The 24,211-nt window shown below is 66.6% G+C and carries 19 protein-coding genes and 1 tRNA gene; 9 read left to right on the top strand and 11 right to left on the bottom strand.

Annotated features, from left to right (window positions below):
- The first annotated feature begins 54 nt into the window (after positions 1 to 54).
- The 4 genes from addB to RPPS3_RS00385 all read left to right on the top strand — a co-directional run bounded on the left by addB (position 55) and on the right by RPPS3_RS00385 (position 8,349).
- Entirely contained in the window at positions 55 to 3,204 is a 3,150-nt protein-coding gene (gene addB / locus RPPS3_RS00400; protein WP_107342344.1) for a double-strand break repair protein AddB, read from the top strand.
- Positions 3,201 to 6,686 carry a double-strand break repair helicase AddA gene (gene addA / locus RPPS3_RS00395; RefSeq protein WP_107346363.1) on the top strand — a complete coding sequence of 1,162 codons (3,486 nt, stop codon included), beginning with the start codon at positions 3,201 to 3,203 and terminating at the stop codon, positions 6,684 to 6,686. Before addB ends, addA begins: the two co-directional genes overlap by 4 nt.
- Before the next feature lie 96 nt (positions 6,687 to 6,782).
- Positions 6,783 to 7,103 carry a thioredoxin gene (gene trxA / locus RPPS3_RS00390; RefSeq protein WP_011155644.1) on the top strand — a complete coding sequence of 107 codons (321 nt, stop codon included), beginning with the start codon at positions 6,783 to 6,785 and terminating at the stop codon, positions 7,101 to 7,103.
- Between the two features lie 184 nt (positions 7,104 to 7,287).
- Complete coding sequence (locus RPPS3_RS00385) at positions 7,288 to 8,349, top strand: ATP-dependent DNA ligase (RefSeq protein ID WP_283812310.1); 1,062 nt, start codon at positions 7,288 to 7,290, stop codon at positions 8,347 to 8,349.
- A gap of 9 nt (positions 8,350 to 8,358) precedes the next feature.
- On the opposite strand, the gene RPPS3_RS00380 is transcribed toward RPPS3_RS00385, so the two are convergent.
- The 10 genes from RPPS3_RS00380 to cmk all read right to left on the bottom strand — a co-directional run bounded on the left by RPPS3_RS00380 (position 8,359) and on the right by cmk (position 18,291).
- Entirely contained in the window at positions 8,359 to 9,687 is a 1,329-nt protein-coding gene (locus tag RPPS3_RS00380) for a bifunctional folylpolyglutamate synthase/dihydrofolate synthase (protein ID WP_107342343.1), read from the bottom strand.
- The gene (gene accD, locus RPPS3_RS00375; RefSeq protein ID WP_107342342.1) at positions 9,684 to 10,667 is read right to left on the bottom strand and encodes an acetyl-CoA carboxylase, carboxyltransferase subunit beta; all 984 of its coding nucleotides are present in this window, start codon (positions 10,665 to 10,667) and stop codon (positions 9,684 to 9,686) included. The genes RPPS3_RS00380 and accD overlap by 4 nt, the downstream gene beginning before the upstream one ends.
- Before the next feature lie 109 nt (positions 10,668 to 10,776).
- Complete coding sequence (gene trpA, locus RPPS3_RS00370; RefSeq protein WP_107342341.1) at positions 10,777 to 11,613, bottom strand: tryptophan synthase subunit alpha; 837 nt, start codon at positions 11,611 to 11,613, stop codon at positions 10,777 to 10,779.
- On the bottom strand, positions 11,613 to 12,827 hold the full coding sequence (gene trpB / locus RPPS3_RS00365; RefSeq protein WP_107342340.1) for a tryptophan synthase subunit beta: 1,215 nt from the start codon (positions 12,825 to 12,827) through the stop codon (positions 11,613 to 11,615). Before trpB ends, trpA begins: the two co-directional genes overlap by 1 nt.
- A 13-nt stretch (positions 12,828 to 12,840) precedes the next feature.
- The gene (locus RPPS3_RS00360; protein ID WP_107342339.1) at positions 12,841 to 13,482 is read right to left on the bottom strand and encodes a phosphoribosylanthranilate isomerase; all 642 of its coding nucleotides are present in this window, start codon (positions 13,480 to 13,482) and stop codon (positions 12,841 to 12,843) included.
- Positions 13,483 to 13,540: 58 nt separating this feature from the next.
- Entirely contained in the window at positions 13,541 to 13,927 is a 387-nt protein-coding gene (locus tag RPPS3_RS00355) for a lipopolysaccharide assembly protein LapA domain-containing protein (RefSeq protein WP_107342338.1), read from the bottom strand.
- Between the two features lie 37 nt (positions 13,928 to 13,964).
- Entirely contained in the window at positions 13,965 to 14,279 is a 315-nt protein-coding gene (locus tag RPPS3_RS00350) for an integration host factor subunit beta (RefSeq protein ID WP_107342337.1), read from the bottom strand.
- 165 nt (positions 14,280 to 14,444) lie between these two features.
- The gene (gene sppA / locus RPPS3_RS00345; RefSeq protein WP_107342336.1) at positions 14,445 to 15,425 is read right to left on the bottom strand and encodes a signal peptide peptidase SppA; all 981 of its coding nucleotides are present in this window, start codon (positions 15,423 to 15,425) and stop codon (positions 14,445 to 14,447) included.
- A 229-nt stretch (positions 15,426 to 15,654) separates the two neighbouring features.
- Positions 15,655 to 17,352: a 30S ribosomal protein S1 gene (gene rpsA, locus RPPS3_RS00340; protein WP_011155635.1), complete on the bottom strand. Its 1,698-nt coding sequence runs from the start codon at positions 17,350 to 17,352 to the stop codon at positions 15,655 to 15,657.
- Positions 17,353 to 17,652: 300 nt separating this feature from the next.
- Entirely contained in the window at positions 17,653 to 18,291 is a 639-nt protein-coding gene (gene cmk, locus RPPS3_RS00335) for a (d)CMP kinase (protein ID WP_107342335.1), read from the bottom strand.
- A gap of 154 nt (positions 18,292 to 18,445) precedes the next feature.
- Here cmk and RPPS3_RS00330 point away from each other — a divergent pair, with 154 nt between their 5' ends.
- On the top strand, positions 18,446 to 19,120 hold the full coding sequence (locus RPPS3_RS00330; RefSeq protein WP_013499910.1) for a lysophospholipid acyltransferase family protein: 675 nt from the start codon (positions 18,446 to 18,448) through the stop codon (positions 19,118 to 19,120).
- Positions 19,121 to 19,123: 3 nt separating this feature from the next.
- On the opposite strand, the gene aroA is transcribed toward RPPS3_RS00330, so the two are convergent.
- Positions 19,124 to 20,461, bottom strand: a complete 1,338-nt coding sequence (gene aroA / locus RPPS3_RS00325; protein ID WP_107342334.1) for a 3-phosphoshikimate 1-carboxyvinyltransferase — start codon at positions 20,459 to 20,461, stop codon at positions 19,124 to 19,126.
- 142 nt (positions 20,462 to 20,603) lie between these two features.
- Here aroA and RPPS3_RS00320 point away from each other — a divergent pair, with 142 nt between their 5' ends.
- From RPPS3_RS00320 to ugpB, 4 genes are all read left to right on the top strand, one after another.
- Positions 20,604 to 21,008, top strand: coding sequence for a TIGR02300 family protein (locus RPPS3_RS00320; RefSeq protein ID WP_107342333.1), 405 nt, complete (start codon positions 20,604 to 20,606; stop codon positions 21,006 to 21,008).
- Positions 21,009 to 21,078: 70 nt separating this feature from the next.
- Positions 21,079 to 21,154, top strand: a tRNA-Ala gene (locus tag RPPS3_RS00315).
- A gap of 185 nt (positions 21,155 to 21,339) precedes the next feature.
- Positions 21,340 to 22,545 (top strand): CaiB/BaiF CoA transferase family protein, encoded by a 1,206-nt coding sequence (locus RPPS3_RS00310; RefSeq protein WP_159060634.1) that lies wholly within the window; start codon positions 21,340 to 21,342, stop codon positions 22,543 to 22,545.
- A 229-nt stretch (positions 22,546 to 22,774) separates the two neighbouring features.
- Complete coding sequence (gene ugpB, locus RPPS3_RS00305) at positions 22,775 to 24,103, top strand: sn-glycerol-3-phosphate ABC transporter substrate-binding protein UgpB (protein WP_107342331.1); 1,329 nt, start codon at positions 22,775 to 22,777, stop codon at positions 24,101 to 24,103.
- Positions 24,104 to 24,211: the final 108 nt, after the last annotated feature.

Here is a 24,211-nt window from a genome sequence, read left to right as displayed (position 1 = left end):
CCTCCTTTCGCCGGATTTGCCGTGCCATGATGGCGGAGGCGAATCAGGACATCGATGCACCTTTTCAGCGTTCCATCTTCGGCGCCGTTTTTGCGCACGACCATCGCGGCGCTGGTCGACGGCCGGCTGGTCGACGGTTTCGAGGCACGCACCGCGCCGGAGCGGCTTGCCGACGCCACGCTGTATCTGCCGACGCGCCGCGCCGGCCGGATGGCGCGCGAGATCTTCTTGGACGTGCTCGGTGCCGACGCCGTGCTGCTGCCGCGGATCGTCGCGCTCGGCGATATCGATGAAGATGAGCTGGCGTTTTCGCAGGCCGCATCCGGCCTCGCTGATCTGGAGATTCCGCCAGCGCTCGACGGGCTGCCGCGCCGGCTGTTGCTGGCGCAGCTGATCGCGAGCTGGGCGGCGCGGCTGAAGCCGGACGATCCAACGCAGGCGCCGCTGGTGGTCGGCGGGCCGGCCTCGGCGCTGGCACTCGCCGACGATCTGGCGCGTCTGATCGACGACATTTCGACCCGCGGCGTCGATTGGGCCGCCCTCGATACGCTGGTGCCCGACGCGTTCGATCGCTACTGGAGCCTGACGCTCGATTTTCTCAAGATCGCCGGCCACGCCTGGCCGCAATATCTAAAAGAGACCGACCGGATCGAACCCGCGGCTCGCCGCGACCTGTTGATCGACGCCGAGGCGCAGCGGCTGGCGACCCAGCGCAGCGGTCCGGTGATTGCCGCCGGTTCGACCGGCTCGATGCCGGCGACCGCGAAACTGCTCACCGCGATCGCGCGATTGCCTCACGGCGCGGTGGTGCTACCCGGCCTCGATGTCGATCTCGACAATGCGGCGTGGGATCTGATCGGCGGCAGCCGCGACCGGCAGGGCAAGCTCGGCACGCCGCCATCGCCGAACCATCCGCAATACGCCATGCATGGCCTGCTCGACCGGATGGGCGTGACACGACGGGATGTGCAGCAACTCGGCACGCCGGCGCGGCACGGCCGCGAACTCCTCGCCTCCGAGGCGCTACGGCCGTCGTCGGCGACGGCGGTGTGGCACGACCGGCTGAAGGACACCGAGGTCTATCGCCTGATCGGTGAAGGCACTGACGGACTGACGCTGATCCAAGCGCCGAATTCGGAAGCCGAGGCGCTGGCGATCGCGGTGGTGCTGCGCGAGGCACGTGAGCAGGGCAAGACCGCAGCGCTGGTCACGCCGGATCGCGCGTTGGCGCGCCGCGTCGTCGCCGCGCTCGGCCGCTGGCATCTGCCGGTCGACGATTCCGGCGGCGACTCGCTGATGGAAACGCAGCCCGGCATCTTCGCACGACTCGCGGCCGAGACTGCGCTCGAAGGCTGCGAACCGGCGACGCTGCTGGCGCTGCTCAAGCATCCGCTGCTGCGGCTCGGCCGCCACGACCATGGCTGGCGTAGCGCGATCGAGACGCTGGAGCTGGCGCTGCTGCGCGGGCCTCGGCCACCCGCCGGCTGCGACGGGCTTACCAAAGAATTCGCGATCTTCCGCGACGAGCTTGCCAAGCTGAAGCGCGGCGAGGCCAGCGCGCTGCATCCGTCCGAGCCGCGCACGCGGTTGTCCGAACCGAGCCTCGACGAAGCGCAGCAACTGATCGCCGAGTTCAAGGCCGCGCTCGCGCCCTTGGAGACGTTCGGACCGAGCCCGCTCGATCTGTGCGAGATCAGCGCGCGACATCGCGACGTCTTGAAGGCGTTGACGGCCGATCATGACGGCATCGTCGAAGCGTTCGAAGGCCCGCAAGGTTCGGCACTGCTGCGGGCATTCGACGATCTCGCCGCAGTTGGACCGGCGAGTGGCGTATTGGCCGCGGCGCGCGACTATGGCGAAGTGTTCGAGACCGCGTTCGGCGATCGCGTAGTCCGCCGTCCCGAACGTGCCGAAGCGCCGATCCGCATTTACGGTCCGCTCGAAGCGCGTCTGACGCAGCAGGACCGGGTTGTGCTCGGCGGCCTGGTCGAGGGTGTCTGGCCGCCGGCACCGCGGATCGACCCATGGCTGAGCCGCCCGATGCGGCACGAACTGGGCCTCGATCTGCCGGAGCGCCGCATCGGCCTGTCGGCACACGACTTCGCGCAGGCGCTCGGCGCCGATGAGGTATTCATCACCCACGCCGCCAAGGTCGGCGGTGCGCCCGCGGTGGCGTCGCGCTTCCTGCACCGGCTCGAAGCGGTCGCCGGAGAAGATCGCTGGAAGGCGATGAAGGCGCGCGGGCAGACTTATCTCGACTACACGCACGAACTCGATCGCCCTGAGAGCGTGGCGCCGATCGCGCAGCCTGCACCGAGGCCGCCGCGGATCGCACGGCCGCTGAAACTGCCGGTGACGGCGATCGAGGATTGGCTGCGCGATCCGTACACGATCTACGCCAAGTACATCCTGCGCCTGTCGCCGCTCGATCCGGTCGACATGCCGCTGTCGGGCGCCGATCGCGGCTCGGCGATCCATGCGGCGCTCGGCGAATTCACCGAGCGCTACCAGGAAGCTCTGCCGGACGATCCGGTGACGGCGCTGCGCCAAATCGGCCAAAAACACTTTGCGCCGCTGATGGATCATGCCGAGGCCCGCGCGCTGTGGTGGCCGCGCTTCCTGCGGATCGCCACCTGGTTTGCCGCGTGGGAGCAGCAGCGCCGCACCGGGGTCGTGCAGGTGCAGGCGGAGCGCCGCGGCACGCTGATGATCCCGCTTGGTGGAGAGCGAAATTTCGAACTGTCGGCGCGCGCCGACCGCATCGAACGGCGCGACGACGGCAGCTACGCGATCCTCGACTACAAGACCGGCCATCCGCCGACCGGCAAGCAGGTGCGAATGGGGCTGTCGCCGCAGCTCACACTGGAGGCGGCAATTCTGCGCGACGGTGGCTTTGCGGATATTCCGGCTGCCGCCTCAGTGAGCGAGCTCACTTACGTCAAGCTCAGCGGCAATACGCCGCCGGGCGATGAGCGCGTGCTGGAACTCAAGATCGAACGCAAGGACGAGCCGCAGCACCCTGACGATGCCGCGGATGAGGCGCGTGCCAAGCTGGAAGGATTAGTCCGCCGCTTCGAGGACGAGAAGCAGCCCTATCGCTCGCTGGTGCTGTCGATGTGGTCGCAGCGCTACGGCACCTATGATGATCTGGCGCGGATCAAGGAATGGTCGGCGGCCGGCGGTCGCGGAGACACGTCGTCATGAGCCGTGTCATTCCCAACGAAGCCCGCGCCCGGCAGGAGATCGCCTCCGATCCGTCGGCATCGGTGTTCGTCTCCGCCAACGCCGGCTCTGGCAAGACCCATGTGCTGGTGCAGCGCGTGATCCGGCTGCTGCTCGACGGCGTTTCGCCGGAGCGCATCCTGTGTATCACCTTCACCAAGGCGGCCGCCGCCAACATGGCTGAGCGGGTGTTCACCACGCTCGGCCACTGGGTGAAGCTCGACGACGACGCGCTGGCCGACGCGATCCGCGCCACCGGCGTCAAAACGGTCGGTCCTTCGCTATTGGCACAGGCGCGAAAACTATTTGCCTGCGCGTTGGAGACGCCCGGCGGGCTGAAGGTGCAGACCATCCACGCGCTGTGCACCCGGTTGCTGCAGCAGTTTCCGTTCGAGGCCAACGTGCCGGCTCGGTTCAGCGTGCTCGACGACCGCGATCAGGCCGAACTGATGCAGCGCGCGAGCCTCGACGTGCTGCTGCGCGCCGCCGCGGCGCCGGAGAGTGACGCCGGGCGCGCACTGGCGTTCGCGATGACCAGCGCCGCCGACGTCACCTTCCGCGATGTGGTGCAGGAAGCCTGCATGAGCCGCGATCGCTTCATGGCGTGGGTGGCGCAGGCCGGCAGCGTCGAACGCGCGATGGCGCAATTGTCCGCGACCCTCGGCGTGGCGCCGGACGATAGCTGTGAAGCGGCCGATCGCGACATCGTCGACGGCCCGAACCTGCCGCGATCGGAATGGGCTGCGGTCGCGGCGACCTTCGAAGGCGGTAGCGCCAACGATCAGGCGCAGGGCAGGCGGTTGCGTGCCGCGCTGGCGCTGGCCGATGCGGCGCAGATCGAGGCCTATCTCCAGGTGTTCTTCACCAAGGATAGCGGCCTGCGCAAAAGCCTTATCACCAAGAAGCTCGGCGACGGCGCGCCCGGCCTCGCCGAAAGGCTGCAGCGCGAAGGCGCCCGGCTTGCCGGGCTGCTCGAGCGACGCCGCGCATTGGCATTGCGCGAACGCACGCGAGCGCTGCTGGTGATCGCCGCGCAGGTCGCGGGCAACATCGCGCGAGAGAAGCGCGAACGCGGTCTGCTCGATTACGACGACCTGATCGACAAGACGCTGGCGATGCTCGACAGCGGCGCGGCCGGGTGGGTGCATTTCAAGCTCGACCGCGGCGTCGATGACGTGCTGATCGACGAGGCGCAGGATACGTCGCCGAAGCAGTGGAAGATCGTCGCCCGGCTGATCGACGAATTCACCGCTGGCGAGGGTGCCCGCGACGGCGTCCGGCGCACTATCTTCGCGGTCGGCGACGAGAAGCAGTCGATCTTCTCGTTCCAGGGCGCGGTGCCGAAGGAGTTCGCCGAGTGGCGTGACCTGTTGCAGCGGCGGTTCACCGGCGCCGGCCTGACCTTCGAGAAGGTTTCGTTCAACTACTCGTTCCGCTCCGGTGCGGCGATCCTGCAATCGGTCGATCACGTATTTCGTGACCCGGCGATCTACCGCAGCATCCACGCCGACTCGACCTATCCGCTGCATCAGTCGCTCGCCGATGCCGGGCCGAGCCTGATCGATCTGTGGCCGCTCGAAGTGCCGGACGATCGTCAGCAAATCGAAGGCTGGCAGGCGCCGTTCGATGCGGTGTCCGAAACCAGTCCCGAGGTCCGGCTTGCCGACAAGGTGCGGGCCGAGATCGGTGCACTGATCGCGCGCGGCACCCAGACCGGTCCGATGGGACGACGCCGGCCGCTGAGCTATGGCGACGTGCTGATCCTGGTGCGGCGGCGCGGTTCGGCGTTCGACGCGGTGATCCAGGCGCTGAAGCGCGGCGGCATTCCGGTCGCGGGCGCCGACCGGCTGAAGCTGACCGAGCACATCGCGATCATCGACCTGATGAACCTCGCCGATGCGCTGCTGCTGCCGCAGGATGATCTGGCTCTCGCAGTGGCGCTGAAGAGCCCGCTGTTCGGGCTCGATGACGACGACCTGTTCAAGCTGGCCTGGCAGCGCAAGGGCTCGCTCCGTGCCGCGCTCGCCGATCATGCCGCGGGCGATCAGAAGTTTGCGGCCGTGCAGCGCCGGCTGGAGAGCTACGCGGCACGGGCGCAAGCCGAAACGCCGTTCGGATTCTACGCCTGGCTGCTCGGCGGCGATGGCAGCGACAGCGGCCGCGCCCGAATCCTGCGCCGGCTCGGGCCGGAGGCCAATGATGCGCTCGACGAATTTCTCGAACTGGCGTTGAGCTTCGAGCAGAAGCGCGCGCCGTCGCTGCAGGGCTTTATGGCGTGGCTGCGTGAGGCCGACACCGAGATCAAGCGCGACATGGAGATCTCCCGCGACGAAGTCCGGGTGATGACGGTGCACGGCGCCAAGGGGTTGGAAGCGCCGGTGGTGTTCCTGATCGACACCACCTCGTCGCCGGCCGACACCCAGCGGCTCAATCTGATCCGGCTGCCGGGCGGCAACGCCGCGCCGGGCTCGGTCGCCGCGATGGTGTGGGCGGGCCGCAAGGCCGACGATCCGAGCGTCGTCGAGCAGGCGCGCAGCACGATGATCGAGGAGACCGAGGACGAGTATCGCCGGCTGCTCTATGTCGCGATGACCCGCGCGGCCGACCGGCTGATCGTCGGCGGCTGCATGCCGGGCAATCGCAACGAAGTGCGGCCGCATTCCTGGTACGACCTGATCAGCAAAGGGCTGGAATCCTCCGGGCTGGTGATGCAGCCGGTCCCGCCCGACGGCGTGATCAAGCGCTATTGCCGGCCGGAGGACGTGATCGAGGAAACCGGCCAGGCGGCGCCGAGCCACGAGACCGCGGCACCGTCCCTGCCGGACTGGCTGCGCCGGCCGGCGCCCGGCTTGCCGTCCGCCGAACAGGTGCTGCGGCCCTCGGATGCCGACGATGATGATCGGCGCCGGTTGCGGCCAGGGGAATCCGACGCCAGTCGCAGCCGCGCGCTGCAGCGCGGCACGCTGGTGCACCGGCTGCTGCAATCGCTGCCGGAGATCGCCGCGGCCGATCGCTCCGCCGCCGCTGGACGTTTCCTCGCCCGCAACGCGGCGGACTGGAGCGAGGAGGAGCGCGGCGCGCTCGCCGCCCAGGTCCTCGGGCTGATTGCCGATGCCAGGTTTGCGGCGGTGTTCGGTCCAGGCAGCCGCGCCGAGGTGCCGATTGTCGGCCGGCTGCAGCGGCGCGGCGGGCCGGTGCTGGTGTCCGGCCAGATCGACCGCTTGGTGGTGACCGAAACCGAAGTCCTGATCGTCGATTACAAGACCAACCACGCGCCGCCGCGGGTCGAGGCCGAGGCGCCGCGCAGTTACGTCCGCCAGCTCGCCCGCTACCGGGCGGTGCTCGGCGCGATCTATCCACAGCGCACCGTCCGGGCCGCTCTGCTCTGGACCGAAGTCGCTGAAATAATGGAGATTTCGGCCTCTGCGCTGGACGCGGAGCAGGCCGATCTGACGGTGCCGTGAGCCGTGCTTGACCGCACCGCGGCGCGTTCCTACGTTCACCCGTCATCACGGCGCGATTCCCGCCGCCGCTCTTCATCCGGTTTCACGAGGTATCCTATGGCCGTTGGTAAGGTGTCAGACGCCGATTTCGAAAACGAGGTTCTCAACGCCCAGGGGCCTGTGGTGGTGGACTTCTGGGCCGAGTGGTGTGGCCCGTGCCGCATGATCGCGCCGGCGCTCGACGAAATCGCCGGGGCGATGGGCGACAAGGTCAAGATCGTGAAGCTCAACGTCGACGAGAGCCCGGTCACTGCCTCGAAGTACGGCGTGATGTCGATCCCGACCCTGATGATCTTCAAGGGCGGCGAGATGGCCTCGCGCCAGGTCGGCGCCGCGCCGAAGGCCAAGCTGCAGCAGTGGATCAGCGCAGCGGTCTGAACTCGGACGCGCCACGAACGTTCTGAAACGGCCGGCATTCCGCCGGCCGTTTTGCGTTTCGGCCTCTCGTCATTGCGAGGAGCGAAGCGACGAAGCAATCCAGCCCCGTGCTCGGCGCGCTGGATTGCTTCGCTACGCTCGCCATGACGGGGATGGGGCCATTCGCAACCAGTGGGTTCGTATCGTGGCTGAGCGGAAATCATCCATCACCAAGACCCGCGCCGCGCCGCTCGCGCCGATGGAGGCGCGGTCGGTCGATGCGATTCCGAGCGGACCGCAATGGCAATACGAGCCGAAATGGGACGGCTTTCGCTGCCTGATGGTACGGAGCGGCGATGCTGTCGCGCTGTGGTCGAAATCGGGGGAAGACCTCACCCGCTACTTCCCCGAATTAGTTGCGGCGGCGCTGCAGCTGAAGGCCGAGCGCTTCGTGCTCGACGGCGAGATCGTCGTGCCGCAGGGGCGGAGGTTTTCGTTCGATGCGCTGCTGCAGCGGATTCACCCTGCCGCGAGCCGGGTGAACAAGCTCTCGGTCGAGACGTCGGCGCTGCTGTTGGTGTTCGATCTGTTAGCGAGCCCGCGCGACGACGCGCTGGCGGCGCAGCCGCTGACGCAGCGGCGCAAGGCGCTCGAAGTCTTTGCGAAAGCGCAGTTCAAGGGCCATCCGACGTTCCGGCTGTCGCCGGCCACCACCAGTGACAAGCAGGCCGCGAAGTGGCTGGCGCAGGCCGGCGGCGGCTCCGACGGCGTGATCGCCAAGCGGCGCGACCTCGCCTACCAGTCCGGCAATCGCGACGGCATGCAGAAGATCAAGAAGTTTCGCAGCGCCGATTGCGTGGTCGGTGGCTTCCGCTACGCCAGCGCGCCGCTTAACGGCCGCAAGGTGGTCGGCTCGCTGTTGCTCGGTCTCTATGACAAGGCCGGCCTGCTGCATCACGTCGGCTTCACCTCGGCGCTGAAGCGGACCGAGAAACCGGCGCTGACCGACAAGCTCGAAGAGCTGCCCGGCGAGGGTTTCACCGGCAATGCGCCGGGCGGCCCCAGCCGATGGTCGACGGCGCGCTCGGCCGAGTGGCAGCCGCTTGCTCCGAAGCTGGTGGTCGAAGTCTGCTACGATCATTTCAGCGGCGAACGCTTCCGCCACGGCACCAGCCTCTTGCGCTGGCGCCCCGACAAGGCGCCGCGGCAATGCACGATGGACCAGCTCGCGCAGAAGCAGGTCGATCCGATCAAGCTGCTGGCGTGAGCCGAACGATTAGTTCGGTGGTGTGCCGTTGAGGTTCAGCACATGGCCGGCGAGATACAATGATCCGGTGATCAGGATCCGCGGCGGGAGTTCATAGGCCAGCGACGCGATGCGGCGCAGCGCGGCTGGGACGTCATCGGCCAGTTCGACCCGCAAGCCGAGCGCGCGGCCGGCGTCGGCGAGGCGGTCCGGCGGCATCGCGCCGTCGCGGTTCGGGATCGGCACCACGATCAGGTGCCGCGTCAGCCCGGTGAAGTTGGCGAGAAACGCGGCTGCGTCCTTGTTCGCCATCATTCCCGCGATCAGCACCAGCGGCCGCGACACGCGTTCTTCGAGATCGCCCAGCGCCGCCGCCGCGACGCGTCCGCCGTCGGCATTATGGCCACCGTCGAGCCATAGCTCGCAGCCGGCCGGTGCGTCGTCGACCAGTTTGCCGGACGTGATTCGCTGCATCCGCGCCGGCCAGTCGGCCGCCAGCAGCCCGGCCTGATAGGCGTCTTGCGGAATCGTGAAGTGCGATTGCGCGCGTAGCGTCGCGATCGCGAGGCCGGCATTGTCGATCTGATGCCGGCCGAACAGTTTGGGCGCGGTGAGATCGAGCAGGCCGCGTTCGTCCTGATAGGCGAGCCGGCCGTGTTCGAGCTGGACGTGCCATTGCTGACCGCAGGCGAACAGCGGTGCGCGCAGCCGTTTGGCGTCGCGTTCGATCACCTCCATCGCTTCGTCGCGCTGCTCGGCGACGATCACCGGCGCGCCGCGCCGCAGGATGCCGGCCTTCTCGGCGGCGATATCGGCAACGGTCGGGCCGAGAAACTCGGTGTGATCGATGCCAATCGGCGTCAGCACGCAGGCGAGCGGATGTTCGATCACATTGGTGGCGTCGAGCCGGCCGCCGAGCCCGACTTCGAGCAGGGTGACATCGGCGGGATGCTGCGCGAACAGCCACAAGGCCGCGGCGGTCTCGATCTCGAACAGCGTGATCGGCGCGCCGGCATTGACGCGTTCGCAATGCGCCAGCGCGGCGATCAGCTCATCATCGCGGACCAGCCGGCCGGCGATCCGGATGGTCTCGTTGACGCGGACCAGATGCGGCGAGGTGTAGGCGTGGACCTTGAGGCCGGCGGCTTCCAGGATCGCGCGTAGGAACGCGACGGTCGAGCCCTTGCCGTTGGTGCCGGCGACATGGATCACCGGCGGGAGCTGACGTTCAGGATGGCCGAGGGCGGCGAGCAGCCGCTCGATCCGCCCGAGCGTGAGGTCGATCGCGACCGGATGCAGCCGCGCCAAGCGCGCGCGCAATTCGCCGAGCGAAGCCGGCGGCGCGGTGCCTTCGCTCACGCCTGCGGCGTGGCCGGCTGGGCCGGCGGCTCGGTCGGCGCCGGAGCGGCGGGCTGCTCGGTGGCAGTGGTCTCCGGCTCGGCCTTGGCGGCGGCTTCGGCCGGAGCCTCGACCGCGGTGGTGACGGTCAGGGCCGGCGACTTGGTCAAGAGCCGGCACAGCCGCGCCAGGGTCGGGCGCAGGTCGTGGCGATGCACCACCATGTCGACCATGCCGTGGTCTTTGAGATATTCGGCGCGTTGGAAGCCATCGGGCAGCTTCTCGCGGATGGTCTGCTCGATCACCCGGGCGCCGGCGAAGCCGATCAGCGCGCCTGGTTCGGCGATGTGGATGTCGCCGAGCATCGCGTAGGAGGCGGTGACGCCGCCTGTGGTCGGGTTGGTCAGCACCACGATGTAGGGCAGCTTGGCTTCGCGCAGCATCTGCACCGCGACGGTGGTGCGCGGCATCTGCATCAGCGACAGGATGCCTTCCTGCATCCGCGCGCCGCCGGAGGCCGCGAACATGATGAAGGGTGCGTGCTTTTCGACCGCCAGCTCCATGCCGCGGATGATCGCTTCACCCGCCGCCATGCCGAGCGAACCGCCCATGAAGTCGAAGTCCTGAACGGCGACCACGACCGGCGAGGTTTCGAGCTTACCGAAGCCGACGCGCACGGCGTCATGGGCGCCGGTCTTGGTGCGGGCATCCTTGATGCGGTCGGCGTATTTGCGCTCGTCGCGGAATTTCAGCGGATCGGCCACGACTTCGGGCAGCGCGACGTCGTACCAGGTCTCGTTGTCGAAGATCGACCGCAGACGCGCCAGCGCGCCCATCCGCATGTGATAGTTGGAGCCGGGAATGACGAACTGGTTCTGCTCGACGTCCTTGTAGAACACGAGCTGCCCGGTATCCGGACATTTGATCCAGAGGTTCTCCGGAGTCTCGCGCCGCAGAATGTTGCGGATCTTCGGACGGACGACGTTGGTCAACCAGTTCATGACGTGCTCCGCGCGTCGCCGGACAGGGCGCCGCCTGGGTTCATGGCGTTGTCAGGATATGGCGGCGGGGCACGGCCCCGTCCAGACCACCGTCCTGCTTCGATTGCTGCTATTCCGCAGCCTGTTTCGCACCGCGAACGCCGGCCGCAAGCGAGGCGACCAGATCCGCCACCGCACCGACCGTGGCCTTGGTGGCGCGGCCTTCGGCGTCGAGGCTGGCCTTGAGCGCATCGATCAGCGCCGAGCCCACCACCGCGCCGTTCGCCTGCGCGGCGATCGCTTGCGCGGCTTCCGGCGTGCGGATGCCGAAGCCGACGCAGACCGGCAGGTTGGTGTGACGCTTGATCCGCTGCACCGCTGTGCCGACCGCCGAGGCATCCGCCGAGGCCGATCCGGTGATGCCGGTGATCGAGACGTAATAGACGAAGCCCGAAGTGTTGGCGAGCACCGCCGGCAACCGCTTTTCGTCGGTGGTCGGGGTGGCGAGGCGGATGAAGTTGAGCCCGGCCTTCATGGCCGGCAGGCACAGTTCCTCATCCTCCTCCGGCGGCAGGTCGACGATGATCAGCCCGTCGACGCCGGCCGCCTTGGCATCCGCCAGGAAGGCATCGACGCCGTAGATGTAGATCGGGTTGTAGTACCCCATCAGCACCAGCGGCGTGGCGTTGTCGGTGGCGCGGAAGTCGCGGACCAGCCCCAGCGTCTTTTTCAGCGTCGTGCCGGTCTTCAGGGCGCGCAGGCCGGCGGCCTGGATCGCCGGACCGTCCGCCATCGGGTCGGTGAACGGCATGCCGATCTCGATCACGTCGGCGCCTGCGGCCGGCAGTGCCTTGAGGATCTGCAGCGAGGTGTCGAGATCGGGGTCGCCCGCCATCACGAAGGTGACGAGTGCCGGGCGGCCCTGCTGCTTCAGTTCGCCGAAGCGGGTGTCGATGCGGGTGGTCATCAGAACTTGCCCCCGAGATGTTCGGCGACCGACGCGAGGTCCTTGTCGCCGCGGCCGGACATGTTGACGACCATCAGGTGATCCTTCGGCAGCTTGGGCGCGAGGTCGGCGACCTTGGCGAGCGCGTGGCTCGGCTCCAGCGCCGGGATGATGCCTTCGAGCCGGCAGCACAGCTTGAACGCGTCGAGTGCTTCGGTGTCGGTGGCGGACAGGAAGTTGACGCGGCCGACATCGTGCAGCCAGGAGTGCTCAGGCCCGACGCCCGGATAATCGAGGCCGGCGGAGATCGAATGCGCTTCCTCGATCTGGCCGTCCGCATCCATCAGCAGATAGGTGCGGTTGCCGTGCAGCACGCCCGGCTTGCCGCCGGCGATCGACGCCGCGTGCAGCTTGTCCAGACCGTGGCCGGCGGCTTCGACGCCGTAGATCGCGACGCCCGGATCGTCGAGGAACGGATGGAACAGCCCCATCGCGTTGGAGCCGCCGCCGATGCAGGCGACCAGCGAGTCGGGCAGGCGGCCTTCGGCCTGCATGATCTGCTCGCGGACTTCCTGACCGATCACCGCCTGGAAGTCGCGTACCATCATCGGATAGGGATGCGGGCCGGCGACGGTACCGATGCAGTAGAAGGTGTTGTGGACGTTGGTGACCCAGTCACGCAGCGCCTCGTTCATCGCGTCCTTCAGCGTGTTGGCGCCGGAGGTGACGGGGCGGACTTCGGCGCCGAGCGCCTTCATCCGCAGAACGTTGGGCTGCTGGCGTTCGACGTCGACCGCGCCCATGAACACCACGCATTCGAGACCGAACTTGGCGCACATCGTCGCGGTGGCGACGCCGTGCATGCCGGCGCCGGTCTCGGCGATCACCCGCGGCTTGCCCATGCGCTTGGCCAGCATGATCTGGCCGAGCACGTTGTTCACCTTGTGGGCGCCGGTGTGGTTGAGGTCTTCGCGCTTGAAGTAGATCTTGGCGCCGCCGAAATGCTCGGTCAGCCGCTCGGCGTAATACAGCGCCGAGGGACGTCCGACATAGTGCTTGAGATGGCCGTCCATCTCGGCGCGGAACGCCGGATCGACCTTGGCTTCCGCGTAGGCCTTTTCCAGATCGAGGATCAGCGGCATCAGCGTCTCGGCGACGAAGCGGCCGCCATAGATGCCGAAATGCCCGCGCTCGTCGGGGCCGGACCGGAAAGAATTCGGCAAAGCTTGGTTCATGTCAGCTCTTGGGTTAGGCCGCGCGGGCGGCGCGGATGAAGTCGCGGATCAGGTCCGGGTCCTTTTCGCCGGGTGAGGTTTCAACCCCCGACGACACGTCGACGCCCTGCGCGCGCGTCACCCGCAGCGCCTCGGCGACGTTGCCGGCGTTGATCCCACCGGAGACCAGGAACGGCAGTTTGAGATTGACGCCGTCGAGCAGCTTCCAGTCGAACGTTGCACCGAGCCCGCCGGGGCGGGTGGCGTCCTTCGGCGGCCTTGCGTCGAACAAGATGCGATCGGCCACCGCCGCGTAGTCCGGCAGCACCGAAAGATCTTCCGGGCCCGCCACCGCAATCGCCTTCATCACCGGCAGACCGTAGATGCGCTTGATCGAACGCACCCGCTCCGGGCTCTCGCTGCCGTGGAATTGCAGCCAGTTCGGCCGAAGCTGCTCGACGATGGCGTCGAGCAGGTCGTCGTCGGCATCGACGGTGAGCGCGACCTTGGCGGCGCGGCTGCGGACTTGACGGCCGAGCGCATCGGCGAAGTCGATATCGAGGTAACGCGGAGAAGCGGGAAAGAACACAAAGCCGACCATATCGGCGCCGGCTTCGACCGCTGCTTCCAGCGTGTCGGCGGTCGTCAGACCGCAGATTTTTACAATTGTGGACATGGCTGTGCGCTGAATCTGGGTTGCCGGCGCGCCAGGGCGCCGCAGAGAATGCGCAGTCTTACAACGTCGCGCGGGACTTGTCGCGCCCGGCGCCGCTGGAACCGCTCTCGAGCAGCAGCCGGCGCGGCTCGCTCTGCGCGGGCGTGGCGATGCTGGCACGCAGGCTGGCGAGCTGGTTCTGGGCTTCGATCGCTTCGGCCTGATGCCGGCGGGCGGCGCGTCGCCAGCGCCGTTGTCCGAACCAGGTGGCGATACCGCCGAGGATGACGCCAACGATGGCGGTAACGATGATCACGACGAACAGCGGCAGCCGGATGTGACCGAGCGGGTTGCTGGGGTCGAGCGGATCGAACGAGACGTCGACCATGTGGCGGTTGGCGACCGCGAACACCACGAGGATCAAACCGAGCGGGATCAGCACCAGGGCCGTCAGGAATTTCTGCATGTCATTCGCTCGCCTGGCTCGGCAATGGGGCGTCGCGCTACGCGGTATCGCTGGTTTCAGCGTCGTCGCCGCCGTCGCGGTTCAGGCGCTCACGCATTTCCTTGCCGGTCTTGAAAAACGGCACGGTCTTCTGCTCGACCGGCACATGAGCCCCGGTGCGCGGATTGCGCCCGGCGCGTGCCGGACGATGCTTCACCGAGAATGCGCCAAAGCCGCGAAGCTCGACCCGATCCCCACGCGCCAACGCTTCGACGATCTCATCGAGGATCGCGTTGACGATGTTCTCGACGTCCCGCTGGTACAGGTGCGGGTTGTGCTCGGCGATACGCTGAACGAGTTCGGATTTGATCATCGAGGATGTGGTCCGTGCGTGCGGACCGCCATTTCCGTGAAAATGCCGTGAACTGTCAAGACGCTAAATCGGACAGACGCCCCGGCGAAAGGCGTCTGATGGGCGTCATTGAACCCGCTTTCAGGGTCAAAATACCGCACGGGCTGCACGCCCCGCGGGCAGAGATCACTGACCCCCGGACGGCGCCCACAGCGCCAGCATGCCGTCGAGGCCGAGCCGTTCGACCGACTGCATCGCGCCGGTCTGTTCGACGCGGCGTGCGATCACGCCGAGGCCTGCAGCATCGAACGCGACGGAGGCTGCGGCGCGCAGGAAGGTGAGATCGCCGAATTGCGGTGAGAGCTTGTAGTCGCGCACCGGCAGACCGGATTTGACGTTCTTGGCCTTCTCCAGCCACGCGATCGCGGTCTTCTCGTCGCCGAGTTCGTCGATCAGTTTGAGCCCTACGGCCTGACGTCCGGTGAACACCCGGCCATCGGCGACGACGTTGAGCTGATCGTCGGTCATCTTGCGGCTCTGCTGCACCATGCCGCGGAACCACGCGTAAGAATCCTTCACCAGCGCCTCGATGGCTGCGCGCGCCTCCGGGCTGGTCGGCTCGAAGCCGTTCGGCGCCGCCTTCAGCGGCGACGACTTCACTTCCTCGACCTTGACGCCGACGGTCTTCAGCAGCTCGGACACGTTCGGATATTGGAACAGCACGCCGATCGAGCCGACCAGCGAGGTCTGCTGAGCGACGATGTGTTCGGAGGCCAGCGCGGCGATGTAGCCGCCGGAGGCGGCGAGCCCTTCGACCACCACGACCATCGGCTTCTTCGCCTTCAGCCGCGCCAGCGCGTCGTGCAATTCCTCGGAGCCTGCGGTGGTGCCGCCGGGCGAATTGATGTGGACGATCACGGCCGAGTAGGACGACTTGCCGAGGCGGTCGAGCGCTTCGACACGCTCGTCATTGCTGCGGATCAGACCCTCGATCTTGATGCGGGCGATCGAGCCGGTCGAGGTGAGCGCACCGCGCCCCGCCGGCGACACCATCGCACCGATCGCCACCACGGCGACGATCGCGACCAGCACAGCCGCCACGCGCCAGAACGTCAGCTTCCTTCGCATCCGGCGGCGATCGACGATCACATCGGAATCAAGCGACATCAGCGGTTCTCCGGTCGGCGGCTATCGTTTCGGTTGTCGGATGGGATCGTTGCCGTCCCATGAGCGAAATACATCAATTACAATCCAATATGAAGAAAACATGGTTCGTGCGGCGGCCTGCCCGCACCGCTGCGACCAGCGGCGCCGGTCGTCGTATGGCGGGTCACGCGCAACGAAAAAGGGCCCCGGCAATGCCGGAGCCCTTGATGTCGTGAGGTAAGCCTGAGGCTTACTTGTCGCGCTGCTTGAGCGCGGTGCCGAGAATGTCGCCCAGCGTCGCGCCCGAATCGGACGAGCCGTACTGCGCGATGGCTTCCTTCTCCTCGGCCACTTCCAGCGCCTTGATCGACACCTGGACCTTGCGGGCCTTCTTGTCGAACTGGATGACGCGGGCGTCGACCTTTTCACCAACCGCGAAGCGGTCGCTGCGCTGGTCGTTGCGGTCGCGCGCCAGCTCCGAGCGCTTGATGAAGGTGTTGAAGTCGGTGCCGACGATCTGCACGTCGATGCCGCTTTCCTTCACGTCGAGCACTTCGCAGGTCACGACAGCGCCCTTCTTGACGTCGCCCGGCTCGGCGAAGGGGTCGCCTTCGAGCTGCTTGACGCCGAGCGAGATGCGCTCCTTTTCGACGTCCACGTCGAGCACCACGGCCTTGACCATGTCGCCCTTCTTGAAGTTGTCGATCACCTGCTCGCCCGGCAGCTTCCAGTCGAGGTCCGAGAGGTGGACCATGCCGTCGACGTCGCCGTCGAGACCCAGGAACAGACCGAACTCGGTCTTGTTCTTGACCTCGCCTTCGACGGTCGAACCGACCGGATGCTTCTCGACGAACACTTCCCACGGATTGCGCATGGTCTGCTTGAGACCGAGCGAGATACGGCGCTTGACCGAATCCACCTCGAGCACCTGCACTTCGACTTCCTGAGAGGTCGAAACGATCTTGCCGGGGTGCATGTTCTTCTTGGTCCACGACATCTCGGAGACGTGGATCAGGCCTTCGATGCCCGGCTCGAGCTCGACGAACGCACCGTAGTCGGTGATGTTGGTCACGCGGCCGGTGAAGCGCGCGTTCAGCGGGTACTTGGCCTCGATGCCCTGCCACGGATCGTCCAGCAGCTGCTTCATGCCGAGCGAGATGCGGTGGGTCTCGTGGTTGATCTTGATGATCTTGACCTTGACGGTCTGGCCGATCGTCAGCACCTCGGTCGGGTGATTGACCCGGCGCCAGGCGATATCGGTCACGTGCAGCAGGCCGTCGATGCCGCCGAGGTCAACGAACGCACCGTAATCGGTGATGTTCTTGACGACGCCGTCGATCACCTGACCCTCTTCGAGGTTCTGCACCAGCTCCTGGCGCTGCTCGGCGCGGGTCTCTTCCAGCACGGTCCGGCGCGACACGACGATGTTGCCACGGCGGCGATCCATCTTGAGGATCTGGAACGGCTGCGAGTTGTTCATCAGCGGCGCAACGTCGCGGATCGGACGGATGTCGACCTGCGAGCGCGGCAGGAACGCCACGGCGCCGTCGAGGTCGACCGTGAAGCCGCCCTTGACCTGATTGAAGATGACGCCGAACACCTTCTCGTTGTTCTGGAAGGCCTTCTCGAGCTTGCCCCAGCTCTCTTCGCGGCGCGCCTTGTCGCGCGACAGCACGGCTTCGCCGAGCGCATTCTCGATCCGATCGAGGAACACCTCGACGGTATCGCCGACCTTGATCTCGTTGTCGCGGCCCGGACCTGCGAATTCGCGCAGCGGCACGCGGCCTTCGGTCTTCAGGCCGACGTCAATGACGGCCATGTCCTTCTCGATCGCGACGACCTTGCCCTTGATAACAGAGCTTTCCTGCAGGTTGCCGCCGGCGAAGGACTCGTCGAGCATCGCGGCGAAATCGTCGCGGGTCGGGTTGTAAGTGTCAGTCGAAGCCATTTGTTCTCCAGATGCGGATGTCGCCGGCAGTTCGGTTGAGGGCCGTCTCGCGCGCACAGTGTCAGGGGTCCGCGAACCTGACGACCGCCCAGCACATCAGTGCGGAGCGGGCCGGCAGCATGCCTGCACGGTCGAGACGTTGATCCGCGGTGAAGCGGATCGCAGATTGGGGCATTCCAGCAGAACGTCCGGCGGCAAAAGAAGCGACGAATCCGAGATGGATCTCGCGGTCTTCATCCGGCCATCGCGGCGGTGGCGGCGGAGCGGGCGAACCTCCAATGACGGCGTCGGTTTGGTCGATTAGACCCGACGCCGGCCCGCTCGAACGGCCTCGACAATGTCGATGGCGGCCCGGACGCCGCCTTCTATATCCAAATAGGAATTATCGAGCAAGACTGCATCCGGTGCTTGCTTGAGCGGCGCCGCCGAGCGGTTCTTGTCGCGTTCGTCGCGCTTGATGATGTCGGCCAGGATCACCGCCTCGTCGGCGGGCTCACCGCGGGACTGGGCTTCCAGGAAGCGGCGGTGGGCGCGAACCTCGGGTGAGGCGACCACGAAGATCTTCACCTCGGCGTCGGGACAGATCACGGTGCCGATGTCGCGGCCATCCAGCACGGCGCCGGGAGGCGCGGCGGCGAAAGCCTGCTGGAACTCGACCAGGGCGGCGCGAACTTGCGGATGGGCCGACACCACCGAGGCGGCTTCGCCGACTGCGTGGCTCTTCAGCGCCGGATCGTCGAACCGCGCCGGGTCGAGCGTGCGCGCGACCTCGGCGGCGCGCGCCTCGTCGGTGAGGTTGGCGCCGGCGTCCAACATCGCCTTGGCGACCGCGCGGTAGATCACGCCGGTATCAAGATGCCTGAGGTCGTAATGTGCGGCTAGCCGCTTGGCGAGCGTGCCTTTGCCCGATGCGGCCGGTCCGTCGATGGCGATGATCATTCTCTTGTGCATTCCAATTGGCTTGGTGAGCCTTTACGGCGGCGGGCGTCCCGACGAGGTTTTGCAGCCGTGAACGACTGGGTATAAACCCGCGATCCGCCGAAGCCAGCCTCGTTGGCGATTTCCTATCAATCTCTGCCCGGACCCTTCCTGGATGGCCACGCCCGCTTTCGTCAAACGCATTACGCGATCGGATGCGGTCCTGTCGCTCGGCGTCAACTTTTCCAAGATCTATTTTAAGTTCGTGATGTGGACCGGCCGATACGACCGGCAGGCCGCTCCGATCCCCGAGCCTTACATCCTGGCGATGTGGCACGGGCGGCTGATCATGGCGCCGATGCTGCAGACCAAAAGCAAGCCGCTGGTCGCGCTGATCAGCGGGCATCGCGACGGCAAGATCATCTCCCGGGTCGGGGCCGCGTTCGGGATTCAGACGGCGGTCGGTTCGTCCTCGCGCGGCGGCATGCGGGCGGCGCGCGAAATGATGCGGCTTGGCAAGTCCGGCCACAGCCTGTTCGTCACGCCCGACGGCCCGCGCGGTCCGCGGATGCGCATCAACAGCGAGGGCGTTCTCGATATGGCGCGGCTGACCGGGCTGCCGATCCTGCCGGTTTCGGTCAGCCTGTCTCGTCACAAGCTGCTCCGGAGCTGGGATCGGCTGATGCTGCCCGGGCTTTTTGCCAAGGTCGCGATCCGGTTCGGCGAGCCGATCACCGTCGAGGCGGGCTCGCCGACTGCAGAGATTGCAGAGCGGCTGCAGGCGGCTCTGACCGCCGCGCAGAATGAAACCGACCGGATCGTTGGCCTTCAGCCGGTCGAAGCGGCCTGAGGCTCAGCCGAATTCGGCGCCGAGCCGCTGCATCATCGGAACGAAGTCCGGGAAGCTGGTGGCGATGAAGGCGGTGTCGTCGACCGTCACCGGCTTGTCCGAGGCGAGGCCCATGGCGAGCGCCGACATCGCGATACGATGATCCATGTGGGTGGCCACCACGCCGCCGCCCGGCACATGGCCCTTGCCCTCGACGATCAGATCGTCGCCGGCGATCTCGACCGCGACGCCGTTGACCCGCAGCATCGCCGCCGTCGCTTCCAGCCGGTCGCTTTCCTTGACCCGCAATTCGTGCAGGCCGCGCATCACGGTGGTGCCCTCAGCGAATGCAGCGGCGACCGCCAGCACCAGATATTCGTCGATCATCGACGGCGCCCGCTCCGGCGGCACCTCGACGCCCTTCAGCTTCGATCCACGCACGCGGAAACGGGCCATCGGCTCGCCGGCATCGCCCCGGACGTGGCTGTCTTCGATCGACGCGCCCATTTCGCGCAGCGTCGTGATCAGCCCGGTGCGCAGCGGATTGGTCATCACGTCGGTCAGTTCGATGTCGGAGCCGGGCACCACCAATGCCGCCACCATCGGGAAGGCTGCCGACGACGGATCGGCCGGCACCACCACCGGGGCGCCGCGCAATTCGGGCTGGCCGGTTAATGAAATCTTACGGCCATGCGTACCTTCGCGTTCGGTGACGATCGTGGCACCGAAATGCTGCAGCATCAGCTCGGTATGGTCGCGGCTGGCTTCGGCCTCGATCACGGTCGTGACGCCGGGCGCCGACAGGCCGGCGAGCAGCACCGCGGATTTGATCTGCGCCGACGGCACCGGGGTGCGGTACAGAATCGGCAGCGGATCGCGGGCGCCCTGCAGGGCCAGCGGCAATCGGCCGCCCTCGCTGCTCGACACCACCTTGGCGCCCACCAGCTCCAGCGGATCGACGATTCGCCGCATCGGCCGGCTACGCAGCGACGCATCGCCGTCGAACGTCGCCAGGATCGGCGATCCGGCGACCGCACCCATCGCCAAACGGCAGCCGGTGCCCGAATTGCCGAAATCCAACGGGGCTTCCGGTGTGGCGAAGCCGGCGACGCCGACGCCATGCACGCGCCATTCGCAGTCGCCGGTGCGCTCGACCTTGGCGCCCAGGGCGCGCATCGCCTTGGCGGTGTTGAGAACGTCCTCGCCCTCGAGCAGGCCGGAGATTCGGGTCTCGCCGACCGCCAGCGCGCCGAGAATCAGCGCCCGATGCGAAATCGACTTGTCGCCCGGGACGCGCGCGGTGCCGTGCAATGCGCCGCTCTTGCGCGCCTGCAGCGGCGTCGGCTGGTTCGAATCAGTCAAGATTGTGGTCCCTCGCGGCTGCGGGTGATTCGGCCTGGCATTGCGGCCGTCCTCGCGGCCTTCGGCATAAACCGCTATTGACAGCGGCGTGCCAACTAGCCAAGTGAAGCACCGTTTTTCAAGAAATCCCAAGGTTGCACAAGTGGCGAAATCCGATCTCGGAACCAAACGCATTTGCCCGACGACGGGCAAAAAGTTCTACGATCTGAACAAGAATCCCGTGATCTCGCCCTACACCGGCGAGGTGGTGCCGATTGCACCGGTCACGGCGCCGCGCACCCGTGCGGATCAGCGCTCCGCGGCCCCGATGGACACCGAGGCGCCCGAGGCGATGGAAGCCGAAGAGCTGGTATCGCTGGAAGAGGCCGATGCCGAGGAGAACTCCGGCAAGGTCAAGGCTGTGGTGCCGGAATCCGAGGACGACATCGAAATCGACGAGGCCATCGACGACGATGACGACGATTCGACCTTCATCGCCGATGAAGAAGAAGAGGATGAAGACGTCACGGACATCATTGGTGACGTTTCTGGCGATGAGGAGACTTGAGATCGTCGCCGATATGTGATCAACGATTGCCGCGCGGCCGATTTTGATTTGCGCCGCGCACCCAGGGTAAGGGGCCATAGCTCAGCTGGGAGAGCGCTTGCATGGCATGCAAGAGGTCGGCGGTTCGATCCCGCCTGGCTCCACCATCCTTCCCTCAGGCTTCCGTAGCTTTTGTTTCGCTCAGGCGCACACCCAGCGCCGCCGTTCAGGCCCGCAGCACGGAAGCCTCTCACGCGCCGCGAACGAAGCCGATGCCCGCCGGGCATTTGCCAAGACCGTGTTGGGGGCGATAAGTTCTCCGCTCCTGCAAAGCTTCGGTAAGAAAGCCCTTATGACCTCTGCATCGATGCCCGGCGCGATCGCCGGATTGCGCGTAATCGATCTGACCCGCGTGCTTGGCGGGCCCTACTGCACCCAAATCCTCGCCGACCACGGCGCCAACGTCATCAAGGTCGAACCGCCGGCCGGCGACGAGGTGCGCGACTGGGGGCCTCCCTTCCATGACGAGGACGCGGCGTATTTTCTCGGCGTGAATCGTAACAAGCGGTCGATCGGCCTCGATCTCGCCTCGCCCGGCGGGCGTGAGGTGCTGTTGAAGATGCTCGAAGACGCCGACGTGCTGATCGAGAATTTCAAGCCCGGCACGCTCGACAAATGGGGCCTCTCCAACGAGGTGATTCGCGAGAAGTTTCCGCGGCTGGTGCATTGCCGGATTTCGGGCTTCGGCGCCGATGGCCCGCGCGGCGGCAACCCCGGCTATGACGCCATCATCCAGGCGATGACCGGCATGATCGCCGCGACCGGCTCGCCGGAGAGCGGACCGGTGCGAATCGGTGTGCCGCTGGTCGACATCACCACCGGCCTGTATGCGACCATTGGTATCCTGATGGCGCTGGCGGAGCGCGAGCGTTCCGGCAAGGGCCAGTTCGTGGAGACCACGCTGTACGAAACCGGTCTCGCGATCATGCATCCGCATACCGCGAACTATTTCCTGCATGGCAAGCCGCCGGCGCTGACCGGCAACGAGCACCCGAACCTGGTGCCGTATTCGACCTTCAACGCCCGCGACGGCCAGATCTTCACCGGCGTCGGCAATGACGGCACGTTCCGCAAGCTGTGCAAGGAAATCGGCAAGCCGGAGCTCGGCACCGATCCGCGCTTCGCGCGCAACAAGGATCGCATCGCCAACCGCGCTGCGCTCCGCGCCGAACTCGAGGTGGTGTTCAGCCAGCACGATGCGGTGCCGCTGTGCGACCGGCTGCTCAATGCCGGCCTGCCCGCCGGCCCGGTGCAGTCGATCGACAAGGCGCTGACCAGCCCCCACACCGCCTACCGCGGCGATGTGATCGAAAAGGATTGGTACAAGGGCGTCGCCTCGCCGATCCGGTTCGAGCGCACCAAGGCCAGCTTGCGCGGCCTGCCGCCGACGTTCAGCCAGCACGCCAACGAAGTCCTCGGCGAGTTCGGCTATTCGGCGGACGACATCGCCAAGCTGAAGGCCGACGGCATCGTCAGCGGCCCCGAGCGCAAACGCTGATGAGGGCGGCGCCGGCCGCGATGCCGGCGCCGTTCATTCTGCTCTCGCTACGCACCCAGCTGCGATTACCGCAGTGCAGAAGCTCTTGCACTGCATCATAAGCTGTTGCGACGACAGCGATGCCGCCGCTTCCTCCCCGGCGGAGCCTCGCTTATACGGTCATGTGTCTGTCATCGCGCACTGCTACGCGCGCCCACCACGACAGCACGTGCCCAACCGGGAGGTTTTCATGGCATTTCGATCCTTTGGCCTGACCGCGGCCGCCGCAACGGCGATCGCCGCGACGCTGGCGATGGCTGCGCCGGCATATGCGGTCACCGAAATTCAGTGGTGGCACGCGATGACCGGCGGCAACAACGACGTCATCGTCAAGCTGGCCAATGACTTCAATGCCGCGCAGAGTGACTACAAGGTGGTGCCGACCTACAAGGGTGGCTACGCCGATACCATGAACGCAGGCATCGCCGCGTTCCGCGCCGGCAACGCGCCGCACATCCTTCAGGTGTTCGAAGTCGGCACCGCCACCATGATGGCGGCGACCGGCGCGGTGAAGCCGGTCTACAAATTGATGCAGGAAACTGGCGAGCCGTTCGACCCGAAGGCGTATCTGCCGGCGATCACCGGCTACTACTCGACCTCCAAGGGCGAGATGCTGTCGTTCCCGTTCAACTCGTCGTCGATGGTGATGTGGGTCAATCTCGATGCGCTGAAGAAGGCCGACATCGCCGAGATCCCGAAGACTTGGCCCGAGGTGTTCGAAGACGCCAAGAAGCTGAAGGCCGCCGGCTACGCCACCTGCGGCTTCTCCACCGCCTGGGTCACCTGGGCCAATCTCGAGCAGCTCTCGGCCTGGCACAACGTGCCGCTGGCCAGCAAGGCCAACGGTCTCGACGGCTTCGATACCAAGCTCGAATTCAACGGCCCGGTTCAGCTCAAGCATCTGCAGAAGCTGATCGAGCTGCAGAAGGACAAGACCTACGACTATTCCGGCCGCACCAACACCGGCGAGGGCCGCTTCACCTCGGGTGAGTGCCCGCTGTTCCTGACCTCGTCGGGCTTCTTCGGCAACGTCAAGTCGCAGGCCAAGTTCAACTGGACCAACGCGCCGATGCCCTACTATCCGGACGTCAAGGGCGCGCCGCAGAATTCGATCATCGGCGGCGCTTCGCTGTGGGTGATGGGCGGCAAGAACGCCGCCGAGTACAAGGGCGTCGCCAAGTTCCTGGCGTTCCTGTCCGATACCGATCGCCAGGTCGCGATCCACAAGGCCTCGGGCTATCTGCCGATCACCAAGGCGGCCTACGAGAAGGCCAAGGCCGACGGCTTCTACAACGAGCAGCCGTATCTCGAGACCCCGATCAAGGAACTGACCAACAAGCCGCCGACCGAGAATTCGCGCGGCCTGCGGCTCGGCAACATGGTGCAGCTCCGCGAACTGTGGGCCGAGGAGATCGAGCAGGCGCTGGCCGGCAAGAAGACCGCCCAGCAGGCGCTCGACGCCGCCGTCGAACGCGGCAACGCCATGCTGCGCCAGTTTGAGAAGACGGCGGTGAGGTAAGTGCTCCAACCCTACACTGGCTGTCATTGCCGGGCTTGACCCGGCAATCCATCCTTCGGAAGAGTGATGGATGCGCGGGTCAAGCCCGCGCATGACGGCAGGATGGGG

It is taken from the genome of Rhodopseudomonas palustris, assembly GCF_003031265.1.
GTDB lineage: Bacteria > Pseudomonadota > Alphaproteobacteria > Rhizobiales > Xanthobacteraceae > Rhodopseudomonas > Rhodopseudomonas palustris_H.
This window is presented reverse-complemented; position numbering and strand designations above follow the sequence as displayed.

Coding starts and splice junctions, on each gene's coding strand:
- sppA (WP_107342336.1), bottom strand. CDS start 15,425: ATGTCGCTTGATTCCGATGTGATCGTCGATCGCCGCCGGATGCGAAGG.
- RPPS3_RS00350 (WP_107342337.1), bottom strand. CDS start 14,279: ATGATCAAATCCGAACTCGTTCAGCGTATCGCCGAGCACAACCCGCAC.
- RPPS3_RS00330 (WP_013499910.1), top strand. CDS start 18,446: ATGGCCACGCCCGCTTTCGTCAAACGCATTACGCGATCGGATGCGGTC.
- trxA (WP_011155644.1), top strand. CDS start 6,783: ATGGCCGTTGGTAAGGTGTCAGACGCCGATTTCGAAAACGAGGTTCTC.
- accD (WP_107342342.1), bottom strand. CDS start 10,667: ATGAACTGGTTGACCAACGTCGTCCGTCCGAAGATCCGCAACATTCTG.
- rpsA (WP_011155635.1), bottom strand. CDS start 17,352: ATGGCTTCGACTGACACTTACAACCCGACCCGCGACGATTTCGCCGCG.
- RPPS3_RS00355 (WP_107342338.1), bottom strand. CDS start 13,927: ATGCAGAAATTCCTGACGGCCCTGGTGCTGATCCCGCTCGGTTTGATC.
- RPPS3_RS00360 (WP_107342339.1), bottom strand. CDS start 13,482: ATGTCCACAATTGTAAAAATCTGCGGTCTGACGACCGCCGACACGCTG.
- addA (WP_107346363.1), top strand. CDS start 3,201: ATGAGCCGTGTCATTCCCAACGAAGCCCGCGCCCGGCAGGAGATCGCC.
- trpB (WP_107342340.1), bottom strand. CDS start 12,827: ATGAACCAAGCTTTGCCGAATTCTTTCCGGTCCGGCCCCGACGAGCGC.
- ugpB (WP_107342331.1), top strand. CDS start 22,775: ATGGCATTTCGATCCTTTGGCCTGACCGCGGCCGCCGCAACGGCGATC.
- trpA (WP_107342341.1), bottom strand. CDS start 11,613: ATGACCACCCGCATCGACACCCGCTTCGGCGAACTGAAGCAGCAGGGC.
- cmk (WP_107342335.1), bottom strand. CDS start 18,291: ATGATCATCGCCATCGACGGACCGGCCGCATCGGGCAAAGGCACGCTC.
- RPPS3_RS00310 (WP_159060634.1), top strand. CDS start 21,340: ATGACCTCTGCATCGATGCCCGGCGCGATCGCCGGATTGCGCGTAATC.
- addB (WP_107342344.1), top strand. CDS start 55: ATGCACCTTTTCAGCGTTCCATCTTCGGCGCCGTTTTTGCGCACGACC.